Here is a 13,171-nt window from a genome sequence, read left to right on the forward strand (position 1 = left end):
GCCCGCGCCTCGCGGGTGTCACTCCGGCCGCGACCGGAGCTCGCGCATGAGGGCCCGCACGTCGGCGACCGGCCCGAGGTGGCGGAGCTTGTCCGGGTTGATGACCGATCGGACGGTCTGCACGACGCCGTCGGCGAGGTCGAGCACGAAGACGTTGATGATGCGCCCGTCGGCGTCGAGCACGAGCGCCCCCGGATGCCCGTTGACCTCCCGCAGCTGCAGCCGGACGCCGACCTCGCGCATCTGGCGGCCCACCGCGGCGAACAGGCGCGCCACCTTGTCGACGCCCGCGATCGGCACCATCCACTGCGGGGCCTTGCCGCCCCCGTCCCCGTAGACGACGACGTCGGCGGCCAGTACGTCGACGAGCCGGTCCACGTCGCCGTCGGTGACGGCGGCGAAGAACCGTTCGGCGAGGTCCTGCTGCTCCTGCCGGGAGGCGTCGAACCGCTGCCTGCTCTCCTCGAGGTGGCGGCGGGCCCGGGTCGCCAGCTGGCGGCTGTTCGCCTCGGTCTTGCCGACGATCCGGGCCACCTCGTCGTAGCCGTAGCCGAACACGTCGTGGAGCAGGAACACGGCCCGCTCGACCGGGTTCAGCCGCTCCAGCACGAGGAGGAAGGCCATCGACAGCGAGTCGGCCTGCTCCGCGTGTGCGGCGGGGTCCTCCTCGCCGTGGTCGGTGAGAAGCGGCTCGGGGAGCCACTGCCCGACGTACGACTCGCGGCGCACGCGGGCCGAGCGCAGGTGGTCGATCGCCAGCCGCGTCGTCACGGCGGAGAGGTAGGCCCGCGTCGACTCGATCCGGGTGCCGTCGGCGAGCGCCCGCTGGTACCGGAGGAAGGTCTCCTGGACGATGTCCTCGGCGTCGCTGACCGTGCCGAGCATCCGGTAGGCGATCGAGAACAACAGCGGGCGCAGTGCTGCCGGCGGTTCCTCGGGATCCGTCACGGGCGGGCCTCCGCGACGTCGGTCAGCCCATGGCGGAAGCCGTCCCGCCAGCTGGTCCAGGCGGGGCGCCAGTCCAGCTCGCTCTTCGCCCTGTCGTTGGACGCGCCCCGGCCCTCGGTCATCCACCCAACCACGACCTCCCCGGCCGCCGCCCGGGCGAGCCAGACCGGCAGCCGCAGCGGCGGCTTGGCACCGACGGCCTCGGCGAGGTGGGGCAGCCACTCCGCCACCGGCGCCGGGTCGTCGTCGACGACGTTGTAGACGCCTGCGGTGCCTCGCTCCACGGCGGCGACCGTAGCGGTGGCGGCGTCGTCGAGGTGGATGAACGACCACACCCCGGTGCCCCTGCCGATGATCGGCAACCGGCGGGCCCGGACCAGCTCCACCATCGACTCCGACGCTCCCGGCCCGTAGAAGTTGCCGTAGCGCAGCACGATCCCGGTGAGCGGTGCCCCGGTCACCGCCCGCTCCAGGAACTGCACCGCGGCCATGCTCTCCCGCTGCGCCTTCGCCGGATGCGGGTCGAGCGGGTCGTCCTCGGTCTTCACCGGCCCGCCCGTCCGGATGTTCGTCCAGCCGGTGTAGCTCTGCGCGACCACCTTCTCGACCCCGCTCGCCTGCGCCGCGGCCAGCAGGTGCCGCGTGCCGGTGGTGCGCAGCTCGTTCGTGGTGGCGAACCAGCGGTCGAAGTGCCGCAGGTCGGCCACCCCGGCGAGCGCGGTCATCTGGTGCACGATCGCGTCCGGCTGCGCCTCGGCGACCGCCCGCCCGACCCCGAGGCCGTCCAGCCCGTCCACCACGACGGGACGGGCGCCGAGCGCCGCCAGCTCACCGGCCTTGCCCGCGCTCCGGGTCGTCGCGGTCACCTCGTGGCCATGCGCCACGAGCTGCCGGACCAGCCGCCGACCCAGCGCTCCCGTGCCTCCTGCAACGAAGACCCGCATCACGGTCTCCTCCCACTCTCCCGATCTCGTCGCACCTGAGACGAGACACCTGGTGGGCTGGTGACAGTGGCCTCGGTCTCACCGCGGTTCGGCTGCCTCAGCGCCGACGAGCCGTGCCGCCGACCGTCAGGCCGCGGACACGGGCGCCGGGTCGTCAGTGGCGTCGAGGGGGCCGTCGAGGGGATGGGCGATCTCGTCGGCGGGGAGCCGCCAGCCGAGGATCGCGGCGACGGCCAGGAACACCGGCACGAGCCCGGCCAGCACGAACGTCATCGGCACGCCGAGCTGCTCGCCGACGGGGCCGGCCACGGCCATCGACACCGGCATGAGGGCGAGCGACACGAAGAAGTCGAGGCTGGAGACGCGCCCGAGCAGGTGCGGCGGGACCCGCCGCTGCAGCAGAGTGCCCCAGATGACCATCGCGGCCGCGCCGGTGAACCCCACGACGAAGGTGGCGGCGGCCATGACCCACAGGTGTGTGGTGACGCCGATCAGGGCGAGCGGGGCGGCCCCCGCTCCCCACAGGAGGATCATCGCCGTGAGGTAGCGGCGGGGCAATCGCCACGACGACACGACCAGCGACCCGATCGCGCCGCCGACCCCGAACGCACCCAGCACGAGCGCGAAGCTGCTGGCTCCACCGCCGGTCTGGTCGCGCACCGCGAACGGCAGGAGCACCTCGATCGGGCCGATCAGCACGAGCACGTAGAGCGTGGCGAAGGCCAGCGTGGCGAACAGCCACCCGGTGCGGAACAGGTAGCGGAAGCCCTCCGCCAGGTCGCCGAGCACCGAGCTGCGCTCGCCCGCCGCCGGAACGGCGACCCGCCGCATCGCCACCAGCGTGACCGCGGCGATCGCGTAGATGGCGGCCGCGAGCAGCAGTGCGGCGCTCGGTGCGAACGCGCCGACCAGCACGCCCGCGAGCGCAGGGCCGAGCGCCTGCTGGGCCACCGGCCGCAGGGTGCCCTCGACGCCGTTGGCGGCGAGCAGCTCGTCGGCGGGCAGGAGGGTGGGCAGGATCGCCGAGTAGGCCGGGAAGAAGAAGGCCTCGGCCGCGCCGAGCACGAACGAGATGACGGCGAGGTGCCACAGCTGAAGAGCCCCCGTGACGGCCAGCGCGCCCGCCGTGGCGGCCGACACGACACGGACGCCCTCGACCCCGAGCAGGAGGGCCCGCTTCGGCAGCCGGTCGGCGGCGACCCCGCCCCCGAGGGCACTGACCAGCAGCCCCACGGCGGTGGCCGTGGCCACGATCGACAGTTCGCTCGGGCCGCCGCCGAGCGCGATGACCTGGTAGACGCCTGCGACGAGCCACAGCCCGCTGGCGAACAGCGACGCCGCCATGGAGGTGGCCAGCAGGCGGTACTCGCGGTGGCGGAACGGTCGGAGGGGCCGGGGTAGCCGGCTGCCGGAGAGCTGTGCGGTCATCACCGTTCCACGGGACCATGTGAATCCGAGTCGAGGTCAAGCACGGTAACGCGGCGGACCGACAGGATCCTCCCGATTCCGGCGAGACCGGACGACGGCGGCGCCTACCCCATGTGCGGGAGCCCGCGCAACGGTCGTACACTGGTCTTTCGGCGCGCCTACTGGCGCCGGTTCCGTCGTGCCTCCCGCACCTCACGGTCCCGGAGCAGCGACGTGCCCGAGCACGAACGAAGAGTACGTCCACCTGTCACGGAACGCGGAGGACATGGCCAAGAAGGACGGGGCGATCGAGGTCGAGGGCCGGGTCGTCGAGCCCCTGCCGAACGCGATGTTCCGCGTGGAGCTGGAGAACGGACACCGGGTCCTCGCACACATCAGCGGCAAGATGCGTCAGCACTACATCCGGATCCTCCCCGAGGACCGGGTCGTGGTCGAGCTGTCGCCGTACGACCTGACCCGCGGCCGCATCGTCTACCGCTACAAGTGACGACCTGACCAACGAGAGAGCGACGGACGTGAAGGTCCAGCCGAGCGTCAAGAAGATCTGCGACAAGTGCAAGGTGATCCGCCGTCACGGGCGGGTCATGGTGATCTGCGAGAACCTGCGCCACAAGCAGCGCCAGGGCTGATCACCCGCTAGCCGCGGCACACCAGAAGAGGAACCCAGCGCGCCTACCGCGCCACACGGGCGCCACCACCCCCGGAACCAGGCCGGGGCCCGGGCGGAACTCCGCCCGGGACGGGCGCTGGGCAGACCTGGCGAACACCGAGGAGAACACCGCCGCATGGCACGCCTGTCCGGCGTCGACCTCCCCCGCGAGAAGCGGATGGAGATCGCGCTGACCTACATCTACGGGATCGGGCGCACCCGGTCCAAGGAGATCCTGCAGGCCACCGGCATCAGCCCGGACCTGCGCTCGCGCGACCTCACGGACGAGGACATCGCCGCCCTCCGCGAGTACATCGAGAACAACTACCGCGTCGAGGGCGACCTGCGCCGCGAGGTGCAGGCCGACATCCGCCGCAAGATCGAGATCGGCTGCTACCAGGGGATCCGGCACCGTCGGGGCCTGCCGGTGCGTGGCCAGCGCACCAAGACCAACGCCCGTAGCCGCAAGGGTCCGAAGAAGACCGTGGCCGGCAAGAAGAAGGCAGGTAAGAAGTAATGCCGCCCCGCAGCCGCGCTGCGGCCGGGCCCAAGAAGGTCCGCCGCAAGGAGAAGAAGAACATCGCCGTGGGCCAGGCCCACATCAAGAGCACGTTCAACAACACGATCGTCTCGATCACCGACCCCAACGGCGCCGTGATCGCGTGGGCCTCCGCGGGCCACGTCGGCTTCAAGGGCTCGCGCAAGTCCACGCCGTTCGCGGCGCAGATGGCCGCCGAGAACGCCGCCCGCAAGGCCGCCGAGCACGGCATGAAGAAGGTCGACGTGTTCGTGAAGGGTCCCGGCTCCGGCCGGGAGACCGCGATCCGTTCGCTGCAGGCAGCCGGCCTCGAGGTCGGCACGATCTCCGACGTCACCCCGCAGCCGCACAACGGCTGCCGTCCGCCCAAGCGGCGCCGGGTCTAGGGGAAGGGAGTAACCAGACATGGCTCGTTACACCGGCCCCATGACCCGCAAGTCCCGCCGGCTGAAGGTCGACCTCGTCGGCGGCGACCAGGCGTTCGAGCGCCGTCCCTACCCGCCCGGCCAGCACGGCCGGATCCGGATCAAGGAGACCGAGTACCTCCTGCAGATGCAGGAGAAGCAGAAGGCGAAGTTCGCCTACGGCGTGCTCGAGAAGCAGTTCAGCCGCTACTACGAGGAAGCCAACCGCCGCCAGGGCAAGACCGGCGACAACCTGCTGCAGATCCTCGAGTCCCGGCTCGACAACGTCGTGTACCGGGCGGGTCTGGCCCGCACCCGGCGCATGGCCCGGCAGCTGGTGAGCCACGGCCACTTCGTGGTCAACGGCCAGAAGGTCGACATCCCCAGCTACCGCGTCTCGCAGTACGACGTCATCGACGTGCGGCCCAAGTCGCTCTCCACGGACCCGTTCATCATCGCCAAGGAGCTCCTCGGCGACCGTCCGGTCCCGGCCTGGCTGCAGGTCGTCCCCTCGAACCTGCGGATCCTGGTGCACCAGCTCCCCGAGCGGGCCCAGATCGACACGCAGGTCAACGAGCAGCTGATCGTCGAGCTCTACTCGAAGTGATCTCTTCGGGTAGGTAGTTCGAAAACCCCCGGCCCCGCAGGAGGGGCCGGGGGTCCACTGCGGCATCAAATAGCGGTTGCCGCAGGGTGTTAGGAGGCACCGACACATGCTGATCTCTCAGCGCCCCACCCTTTCCGAGGAAACGGTCGTCGACACCCGCTCCCGGTTCGTCATCGAGCCGCTGGAGCCGGGCTTCGGCTACACGCTGGGCAACTCGCTCCGGCGCACGCTGCTCTCCTCCATCCCCGGCGCCGCCGTCACGAGCATCCGCATCGACGGCGTCCTGCACGAGTTCACCACCGTGCCCGGGGTCAAGGAGGACGTCACCGACATCATCCTCAACCTCAAGGAGCTCGTCGTCAGCTCCGAGGAGGACGAGCCGGTGACCATGTACCTGCGCAAGCAGGGCCCCGGTACCGTCACCGCGGGCGACATCGTGCCGCCCGCCGGTGTCACCGTGCACAACCCGGACCTGCACATCGCCACCCTGAACGACAAGGGCCGCCTCGAGGTCGAGCTCGTCGTCGAGCGGGGCCGCGGCTACGTGCCGGCCATGCAGAACAAGGCCACCGGCGCCGAGATCGGCCGCATCCCGGTCGACTCGATCTACTCGCCGGTCATGAAGGTCACCTACAAGGTCGAGGCCACCCGCGTCGAGCAGCGCACCGACTTCGACAAGCTGGTGCTCGACGTGGAGACCAAGCCCTCGATCACCCCGCGGGACGCGCTGGCCTCGGCCGGCAAGACCCTCGTGGAGCTGTTCGGGCTCGCCCGCGAGCTCAACGTCGACGCCGAGGGCATCGAGATCGGCCCGTCGCCGCAGGAGGCCGACACCATCGCGGCCTTCGCGATGCCGATCGAGGAGCTGGACCTCACCGTCCGCTCCTACAACTGCCTCAAGCGCGAGGGCATCCACACCGTCGGTGAGCTGGTGGGCCGCAGCGAGGCCGACCTGCTCGACATCCGCAACTTCGGTGCGAAGTCGATCGACGAGGTCAAGATGAAGCTCGTCGGCCTCGGCCTGGCGCTGAAGGACAGCCCGCCCGGATTCGACCCGTCGGCCGCCGCCGTCGAGTACGGGTCCGACACCGCGTTCGACCCCGACCGCTTCGGGGACGACGGTCAGGACTACGCAGAAACGGAGCAGCTGTAGCCATGCCTCAGCCCACCAAGGGCCCCCGTCTCGGCGGGTCGCCCGCGCACCAGCGGCTGATCCTGGCCAACCTGGCCACGGCGCTGTTCGAGCACGGTCGGATCACCACCACCGAGGCGAAGGCCCGCCGGCTCCGGCCGTACGCGGAGCGGCTGATCACCAAGGCGAAGCGGGGCGACCTGCACAACCGCCGCGAGATCCTCAAGGTGATCCGGCGCAAGGACGTCGTGCACCGGCTCATCGAGGAGATCGGGCCGTTCTTCTCCGACCGCAACGGTGGCTACACGCGGATCACCAAGACGCTTCCGCGCAAGGGCGACAACGCCCCCATGGCGGTGATCGAGCTGGTCGCGCAGAAGACCGTCACCGACGAGGCCGACCGCGCCCGCCGCGTCGCGGCCTCGCAGCAGCAGCGGCAGGAGAAGGCCGCGGCGCCGGCCGACGAGGCCACGCCTGCTTCGGAGGAGACCGCCGCCGACACGGTCGAGGAGAGCGCCTCCACCGAGGACGCGCCGTACGGCGAGGGCAGCCACGCCCCGCTCGCCGACGCGTCCGAGGCCCCGGAGGGCTTCCCGATCAAGGGCAACGAGGACTCGAAGCTGTACCACGTACCCGGATCGGCGCACTACGACCGCACCGTGGCCGAGGTCTGGTTCGCGACGCCGGAGGCCGCCGAGGCCGCCGGTTTCCAGCTGCCCGCCTCCCAGCGTGAGGACGGCGACTCCGAGGAGTCCTGATCACGCAGGAACAACCCGTCGAGCCCGTCGTCCACCAGGACGGCGGGCTCGACGGCGTTCCTCGGGCGCCGCGCTCGCGCTTCCGGCTCGACATCTCCTACGACGGCACCGACTTCTCCGGATGGGCCCGTCAGCCGGGCCGCCGCACGGTGTGCGGGGTGCTCGAGGACGCGCTCGGCGTCGTCCTGCGGGAGCCCGTGCCCCTGACCGTGGCCGGTCGCACCGACGCCGGGGTGCACGCGACCGGTCAGGTCGCCCACGCCGACATTGCGGCGCGCCTCGACACGGGCTGGCTGGTGCGCAGGCTCGCCCGGCTGCTGCCGCCGGACGTGCGGGTGCGGGCCGTCTCGCAGGTGCCCGAGGAGTTCGATGCCCGCTTCTCCGCGTTGCGCCGCCACTACCGCTACCGGATCGCCACGGCCCCGTACGGCGCCGAGCCGCTGCGCGCCCGCGACACGCTCTCCTGGCCGCACCCGCTCGATCTCGACGCCGTGCAGGCGGCTTCGGACGGGCTGCTGGGGGAGCACGACTTCGCCGCGTTCTGCAAGCGGCGGGAGGGCGCCACCACGGTGCGGGCGTTGCAGGAGCTGACCTGGTCGCGTGATGCCGACGGGGTGGTGCAGGCCGCGGTGGCGGCCGACGCGTTCTGCCACTCGATGGTGCGCAGCCTGGTCGGCGCGCTGCTCGACGTCGGGCGCGGCAGGCGTGCCGTGGCATGGCCCGCGGATCTGCTGCTGCGCTCGGAGCGCGCGAGCGAGGTGCCGGTGGCGCCGGCACAGGGGCTCACCCTGGTGGCGGTGGACTACCCGCCCGCGTCCGAGCTGGCCGCTCGGGCCCATGCGACGCGGCGCCTGCGCGTCCCTCCGGCCTGAGAACCGCTAGGCCGAACGGGTTACGTTCGGTGCTCCTCTCGGCGTGGTACGTGAATTTTCCTGCCCGGCAATTCCCACCAAGAGGGACAACACGTACCGTGACGCCGGCTCGGTTGTTCACCCGATGGATCGAGCCTCACCCGTTGCGCGCCACGAACGGAGACGCCTTGACGACGACGCCTGACGTCCGGCTGGGTAACCCGGACCGCACCGCCGCCGACTGCAGGGGCGTCTCCCTGGACGTCGGCCGCCGTCCCGGGCACCACGTTCCGGCGCGGACGATCACCACGGAGCAGCTCGACCAGGCCGTTCGCCAGTTGCGGGAGCGCCGGGGCCGTCCCGCTGCCGAGCAGATGCAGGCGATCCTGCGGGCCCTCGACCTGACGGTCGTGCGTGTGAACGAACATCGCGGTTAACGACTGCGCCGGGCAGTTGCCCGGGCGGCGTACGCGGTTGAGAGTGATGCGGTGACCGCCGAGCAATCACCCGCTGCCACCGCCGCCGACCGCCACTACGGCGATCGGGTGGCGGCCGTCGAGCCGGGTGGGAACGAGCCGATCCCCGCCGCCGAGCGGCACGGCAGGCCCCGCCAGCTGTTCTGGACGTGGACGTCGCCGAACCTCGAGTTCGCCACGGTCTTCGTCGGTGTCCTGTCCGTGTCGGCGTTCGGGCTGACGTTCCCGCAGGCCGTCGCGGCCATCCTGCTCGGCAACGGGATCTCCGCACTCGCCCACGGGACGCTGTCGGCGCGAGCGCCGTCGGTCGGGGTGCCGCAGATGGTGCTCGGCAGGGCGGCGTTCGGCTACCGCGGCAACGCCCTGCCCTCCGCGTTGATGACGATCACGTCCGGCTTCGGCTGGTTCGCCGTCAACAGCGTCAGCGCCGCGTTCGCGCTGGCGTCGCTCACGGACCTGCCGGCCGCGGCCTGGCTGGTGGTCGTCGTGCTGGTGCAGATCGGTGTCGCCTTCTTCGGGCACAACCTCGTGCAGGCGTTCGAACGGTTCGCGTTCCCGGTGCTCGCCATCGTGTTCGCGATCGGCGCGGTGATCGTGCTCGCCCACACCGACCCGGGCTACGTCCCGGTGGACGGCGGTGCGGGCGGCGTCGGCGGGTTCCTGCTCACCGTCGGGGCGGTTGTCGGCTACACGGCCGGCTGGAGCCCGTACGCGGCCGACTACGCGCGCTACCTGCCCGCCGATTCCCCGCCGCTGCGCACGGGGCTCGCCGCCGGGCTGGGGCTCTTCGGCTCCACGAGCGTGCTGATGATCGTGGGTGCCGCGTCGGTCAGCGCCACCGCGGCGGTCGGGGCGGCGTCGGACAACCCCACCACCGCGTTCGTCGGCGTGCTGCCCGGCGCGCTCGCCGCGCTCACCCTGCTGGCGATCGCGCTCGGTGCCGTGGCCGCCAACGTGCTGAACGTCTACTCGGGCGCGATGGCGTTCCTCAGCCTCGGCGTGGACGTGCCGCTGCGCTGGGCGCGCGCCGTGGTGGCGCTCGCGTTCGGCGTGGTCGGTTTCGTGATCGCCCTGATCGCGCTCGCCGATGCCGCGCACAGCTACGAGGCGTTCCTGCTCGTCATCGTCTACTGGATCGGGCCGTGGCTGGGCGTGGTGCTCACCGACCAGTACCTGCGCCGCGACGGGGTGTCGGTCGGGATGCTCTACGACCGCGGCTACCGCAACCACGCGGGCGTCGTCGCGCTGCTGGCGGGCATCGTGGTCTCGGTACCCCTGTTCTCCAACCAGGCGCTGTTCACCGGCCTGGTGCCGGCGCTCGTGCCCGGCGTGGGCGACGTGACGTTCGTCGTCGGCTTCGTGCTGGCGGCCGCGGTGTACGCGCTGCTGTACCCGCGGCTTGCGGCGCACACCCCGGGGACCGCAGAGTGACGTCCGTGGCTCTCGACCCTGCTGCGTTGCTCGACGTCGCGCTCGACGAGGCGAAGACCGGCCTCGACGAGGGCGGCATCCCGATCGGGGCCGCCCTGTTCGCCGCCGACGGCACCCTGCTCGGCCGCGGGCACAACCGGCGCGTGCAGGACGGCGACCCGTCGATGCACGCGGAGACGGCGGCCTTCCGGGCCGCAGGCCGGCAGCGGGACTACCGCAGCACGATCATGGTCACCACGCTCTCCCCGTGCTGGTACTGCTCGGGGCTCGTGCGCCAGTTCGGGATCGGCGCGGTGGTGATCGGCGAGGCGCGGACGTTCTCGGGCGGGCACGACTGGCTCGCCGAGCACGGCGTCGGGATCACGCTGCTCGACGACGAGCGCTGCGTCGCCCTCATGACCGACTTCATCGCCGCACGCCCCGAGCTCTGGTACGAGGACATCGGAGAGGTCACTTCATGATTCCCACGATCGACCTGGCGGCCTGGCGCGAGGGCGACCCGACCATCGGCCCGACCGTGGACACCGCGCTGCAGCGGGCCGGCTTCCTGCTGGCGGCCGGGCACGGTGTGGACGACGCCCTGCGCGCGGACGTACGGGCCGCCGCGCGGCGGTTCTTCGCCCTGCCCACCGAGGTCAAGCAGAAGTACTCCGTGCGGATCGGCGGGCGGGGTTGGCTCGCGCCGGGCGTGGAGGCCAACGGCAACGTCGAGGGCGTGGAGACCCCGCCGGACCTCAAGGAGTCGTTCGCGGTGGGGCCGGACACCCCCACCGGGGATCCCGAGGTCGACGCCGTGTGGTTCCCGCCGAACGTGTGGCCCGCCGAGGTGCCGGAACTGCAGGAGGCGGTCGGCCGCTACGTCGCGGCGATGACCACGGTGTCGCTGGAGCTGCTGGAGCTGTGCGCCGACGCGCTCGGCCTGCAGCGCGACGCCTTGACCGCGCTCGCGAAGAACCCGACCTGGACGTTCAACATCAACCGGTACCCACCGCTCAGGGAGGTCGGTGAGCCTGCGCCCGGCCAGTTCCGGATCGGCGCCCACACCGACTTCGGCACGGTCACCGTGCTCGACCGCGAGCCGGGCGCCGGCGGGCTGCAGGTCGACGTCGACGGCGCGGGTTGGTCCGACGCCCCGTACGACCCGGCCGCGTTCACCGTCAACATCGGCGACCTCCTCGCCCACTGGACCGGGCTGCGCTGGCGCTCCGGCCGGCACCGGGTGCTCCCGCCCCAGGCGGACGCTCCGGACGAGGAGCTCGTCTCGCTCGTGTTCTTCTTCGAGCTCGACCACGACGCGCTGGTCACGCCGCTCGCGCCGCCGCTGGGGCGGCGGGCCGACCTGGAGCCGGTCGTGTCCGCACCGTTCCTGCGGGAGCGGCTGGACGCCATCTCGGTCGGCTGAGCGCGGCCGTCGCCGGATTCCTCCGAACGCCCCCGCCGGACGGGGCACCGCCGCTAACGTCGGGCCGTGTCCCGCCGAGCGACCGCCGTGCCGGCACCGGCCACTCGTGACCAGGCCGACGCCTACCGGTTCGGCCTGCGGCGGCTCGAGGCGGCGCTGGTGCGCGGCGACCCGGTGCCGCTGCACGAGCAGATCCGGTCCCAGCGGCGCGCCGCGCTGGTCGGCGTCGTGCTCGGGCTGCTCGGTCTGTGCGGGGCCGCGGTGCTCGCGGCGGTGTCGCCGCAGCCGGACTGGACGCGCCAGGCCGTGGTCGTCGGCGCGAGCTCCGGTGCCATGTACGCGGTGGCCCACGGCCCGGACCGGCTGGTCCCGGTGGCGAACCTGCCGGCCGCGCGGCTCGTGCTCGCCGCCCTGCGGGCCGGTGGGAGCACCGACGCCGACCCGGCAGCGGCCACGCCCGTCCCGGTCCCGGACGCCCTCCTCGACGGCGCCCCGCGCACGCCCGCTGCCGCCGTCCCCGGCGCGCTGGCGGTGCGTCCCGACGGGCCGCCGGTGGCGCCCGGCTGGGCCGTCTGCGACTCCGTCACGCCCGAGGGTGCGCTCGCCGGCACCACGGTGATCGGCGGTGCCCCGCCGCTCCCGCCGCCCCCTGCCGATGCCGGGGTGCTGCTCGACGCGGACGACACCACGTGGCTCGTCATGGCGGGCCGGCGGCACCGCGTCGCCGCCGAGGACGGGCGGCTCGCCGCGGCGCTGGGGATCACCGGCCGGGTGCCGCGGCCGGTGACACCGGCCCTGCTGTCGTTGCTGCCCGAGGGACCGCCGCTGGTCAACCCGGCGGTGCCGGGGCGGGGCAGGCGGGCGCCGGACGGGCTGCCGGGCCGGATCGGCGACGTGCTCGTCGCCCGCCCGCCGGGCGCCGCCCCGCAGCACTACGTGGTGCTCGCGGGCGGGGTGCAGGAGGTGCCCGCGGTGCTGGCCGAGCTGCTGGGGGCGGCCTCGGGGGCGCGCGAGCCGCAGCCGGTGGGTGCCGCGGAGCTGGCCGGCGCGGCCGTCGTCGACGAGCTGCCCGTCGGCGGTTGGCCCGACGTCGCCCCGCGGCTGACGGAGGCCGCGGAGGCACCGGTGCTCTGCTGGACGTGGGCCGCGGGTGGCGACCCGGACGGCACCGTCTGGACGGGCGCGGCGCCGCCCCTCGCGGGCCCGGCCCCCGTGCAGCTCGCCCAGTCCGACGGGCCCGGCGACCGGGTCGACGCGGTGGCCGTCGGGCCGGGCGGGGCCGTCCGCGGCACCGGGCCCGGCCGGGAACCGAGCACGGGGCCGCTGTGGCTGGTGTCCGGCAGCGGCGTGGCCCACGCCGTCGCCGACGATGCCACCGCCGCCGCGCTGGGCGTCACAGCCACCGAACCCGCTCCCGAGGCGGTCCTGCGTCTGCTGCCGACCGGGCCGACCCTGGACCTGGCCGCTGCGGGGCAGGTGGTCGACGTGCTCCCGGCCCCGTAGCCATCCGACGAACGGCGCGTTCGTCGGTGTGTATCCGACGCCATGCATGTCCGAGGGCTGCGCGCGCCGCGAAGCAAGCGCGCAGCCCTCGGTGGCACAA

16 protein-coding genes are annotated in these 13,171 nt (G+C 72.8%); 13 read left to right on the forward strand and 3 right to left on the reverse strand.

The window, feature by feature from the left end; translation table 11 throughout:
* Nucleotides 1-18: 18 nt before the first annotated feature.
* The 3 genes from FHX44_RS21135 to FHX44_RS21145 form a co-directional block, all read right to left on the reverse strand.
* Nucleotides 19-948 carry an RNA polymerase sigma-70 factor gene (locus FHX44_RS21135; RefSeq protein ID WP_246170499.1) on the reverse strand — a complete coding sequence of 310 codons (930 nt, stop codon included), beginning with the start codon at nucleotides 946-948 and terminating at the stop codon, nucleotides 19-21.
* Nucleotides 945-1,892: an NAD-dependent epimerase/dehydratase family protein gene (locus FHX44_RS21140; RefSeq protein WP_147257381.1), complete on the reverse strand. Its 948-nt coding sequence runs from the start codon at nucleotides 1,890-1,892 to the stop codon at nucleotides 945-947. Before FHX44_RS21140 ends, FHX44_RS21135 begins: the two co-directional genes overlap by 4 nt.
* A 126-nt stretch (nucleotides 1,893-2,018) precedes the next feature.
* Nucleotides 2,019-3,320 carry an MFS transporter gene (locus FHX44_RS21145; protein WP_147257382.1) on the reverse strand — a complete coding sequence of 434 codons (1,302 nt, stop codon included), beginning with the start codon at nucleotides 3,318-3,320 and terminating at the stop codon, nucleotides 2,019-2,021.
* Between the two features lie 265 nt (nucleotides 3,321-3,585).
* Between FHX44_RS21145 and infA the strand changes: the two genes are divergently transcribed.
* The 13 genes from infA (at nucleotide 3,586) to eccB (ending at nucleotide 13,071) form a co-directional block, all read left to right on the forward strand.
* A complete protein-coding gene (gene infA, locus FHX44_RS21150) occupies nucleotides 3,586-3,807 on the forward strand; it encodes a translation initiation factor IF-1 (RefSeq protein ID WP_028929190.1) in 222 nt (73 codons plus the stop codon).
* Between the two features lie 28 nt (nucleotides 3,808-3,835).
* Nucleotides 3,836-3,949: a 50S ribosomal protein L36 gene (rpmJ, locus tag FHX44_RS21155; protein ID WP_010148647.1), complete on the forward strand. Its 114-nt coding sequence runs from the start codon at nucleotides 3,836-3,838 to the stop codon at nucleotides 3,947-3,949.
* A 156-nt stretch (nucleotides 3,950-4,105) separates the two neighbouring features.
* Complete coding sequence (rpsM, locus tag FHX44_RS21160; RefSeq protein ID WP_147257383.1) at nucleotides 4,106-4,486, forward strand: 30S ribosomal protein S13; 381 nt, start codon at nucleotides 4,106-4,108, stop codon at nucleotides 4,484-4,486.
* A complete protein-coding gene (gene rpsK / locus FHX44_RS21165; RefSeq protein ID WP_147257384.1) occupies nucleotides 4,486-4,893 on the forward strand; it encodes a 30S ribosomal protein S11 in 408 nt (135 codons plus the stop codon). The genes rpsM and rpsK overlap by 1 nt, the downstream gene beginning before the upstream one ends.
* 19 nt (nucleotides 4,894-4,912) lie before the next feature.
* Nucleotides 4,913-5,518, forward strand: coding sequence for a 30S ribosomal protein S4 (gene rpsD / locus FHX44_RS21170; protein ID WP_147257385.1), 606 nt, complete (start codon nucleotides 4,913-4,915; stop codon nucleotides 5,516-5,518).
* Nucleotides 5,519-5,624: 106 nt separating this feature from the next.
* Nucleotides 5,625-6,671, forward strand: coding sequence for a DNA-directed RNA polymerase subunit alpha (locus tag FHX44_RS21175; RefSeq protein ID WP_147257386.1), 1,047 nt, complete (start codon nucleotides 5,625-5,627; stop codon nucleotides 6,669-6,671).
* Nucleotides 6,672-6,673: 2 nt separating this feature from the next.
* A complete protein-coding gene (gene rplQ, locus FHX44_RS21180; RefSeq protein ID WP_147257387.1) occupies nucleotides 6,674-7,408 on the forward strand; it encodes a 50S ribosomal protein L17, sunset domain variant in 735 nt (244 codons plus the stop codon).
* Nucleotides 7,409-7,500: 92 nt separating this feature from the next.
* Complete coding sequence (gene truA, locus FHX44_RS21185) at nucleotides 7,501-8,280, forward strand: tRNA pseudouridine(38-40) synthase TruA (RefSeq protein WP_246170981.1); 780 nt, start codon at nucleotides 7,501-7,503, stop codon at nucleotides 8,278-8,280.
* A gap of 167 nt (nucleotides 8,281-8,447) precedes the next feature.
* Nucleotides 8,448-8,696 (forward strand): hypothetical protein, encoded by a 249-nt coding sequence (locus tag FHX44_RS21190; RefSeq protein WP_147257389.1) that lies wholly within the window; start codon nucleotides 8,448-8,450, stop codon nucleotides 8,694-8,696.
* Nucleotides 8,697-8,747: 51 nt separating this feature from the next.
* Complete coding sequence (locus tag FHX44_RS21195; RefSeq protein ID WP_147257390.1) at nucleotides 8,748-10,166, forward strand: purine-cytosine permease family protein; 1,419 nt, start codon at nucleotides 8,748-8,750, stop codon at nucleotides 10,164-10,166.
* Between the two features lie 5 nt (nucleotides 10,167-10,171).
* The gene (locus tag FHX44_RS21200) at nucleotides 10,172-10,627 is read left to right on the forward strand and encodes a nucleoside deaminase (RefSeq protein ID WP_147257391.1); all 456 of its coding nucleotides are present in this window, start codon (nucleotides 10,172-10,174) and stop codon (nucleotides 10,625-10,627) included.
* On the forward strand, nucleotides 10,624-11,568 hold the full coding sequence (locus tag FHX44_RS21205; protein ID WP_147257392.1) for an isopenicillin N synthase family dioxygenase: 945 nt from the start codon (nucleotides 10,624-10,626) through the stop codon (nucleotides 11,566-11,568). The genes FHX44_RS21200 and FHX44_RS21205 overlap by 4 nt, the downstream gene beginning before the upstream one ends.
* A 66-nt stretch (nucleotides 11,569-11,634) precedes the next feature.
* Nucleotides 11,635-13,071, forward strand: coding sequence for a type VII secretion protein EccB (gene eccB, locus FHX44_RS21210; protein WP_147257393.1), 1,437 nt, complete (start codon nucleotides 11,635-11,637; stop codon nucleotides 13,069-13,071).
* Nucleotides 13,072-13,171 lie beyond the last annotated feature (100 nt).

It is taken from the genome of Pseudonocardia hierapolitana (assembly GCF_007994075.1).
GTDB lineage: Bacteria > Actinomycetota > Actinomycetes > Mycobacteriales > Pseudonocardiaceae > Pseudonocardia > Pseudonocardia hierapolitana.

Bases quoted from the DNA above. Each gene is read 5' to 3' on its own strand.
- rpsK (WP_147257384.1), top strand. From the start codon at position 4,486: ATGCCGCCCCGCAGCCGCGCTGCGGCCGGGCCCAAGAAGGTCCGCCGC.
- FHX44_RS21145 (WP_147257382.1), bottom strand. From the start codon at position 3,320: ATGACCGCACAGCTCTCCGGCAGCCGGCTACCCCGGCCCCTCCGACCG.
- rplQ (WP_147257387.1), top strand. From the start codon at position 6,674: ATGCCTCAGCCCACCAAGGGCCCCCGTCTCGGCGGGTCGCCCGCGCAC.
- rpsM (WP_147257383.1), top strand. From the start codon at position 4,106: ATGGCACGCCTGTCCGGCGTCGACCTCCCCCGCGAGAAGCGGATGGAG.
- rpsD (WP_147257385.1), top strand. From the start codon at position 4,913: ATGGCTCGTTACACCGGCCCCATGACCCGCAAGTCCCGCCGGCTGAAG.
- FHX44_RS21175 (WP_147257386.1), top strand. From the start codon at position 5,625: ATGCTGATCTCTCAGCGCCCCACCCTTTCCGAGGAAACGGTCGTCGAC.
- infA (WP_028929190.1), top strand. From the start codon at position 3,586: ATGGCCAAGAAGGACGGGGCGATCGAGGTCGAGGGCCGGGTCGTCGAG.
- FHX44_RS21140 (WP_147257381.1), bottom strand. From the start codon at position 1,892: ATGCGGGTCTTCGTTGCAGGAGGCACGGGAGCGCTGGGTCGGCGGCTG.
- FHX44_RS21205 (WP_147257392.1), top strand. From the start codon at position 10,624: ATGATTCCCACGATCGACCTGGCGGCCTGGCGCGAGGGCGACCCGACC.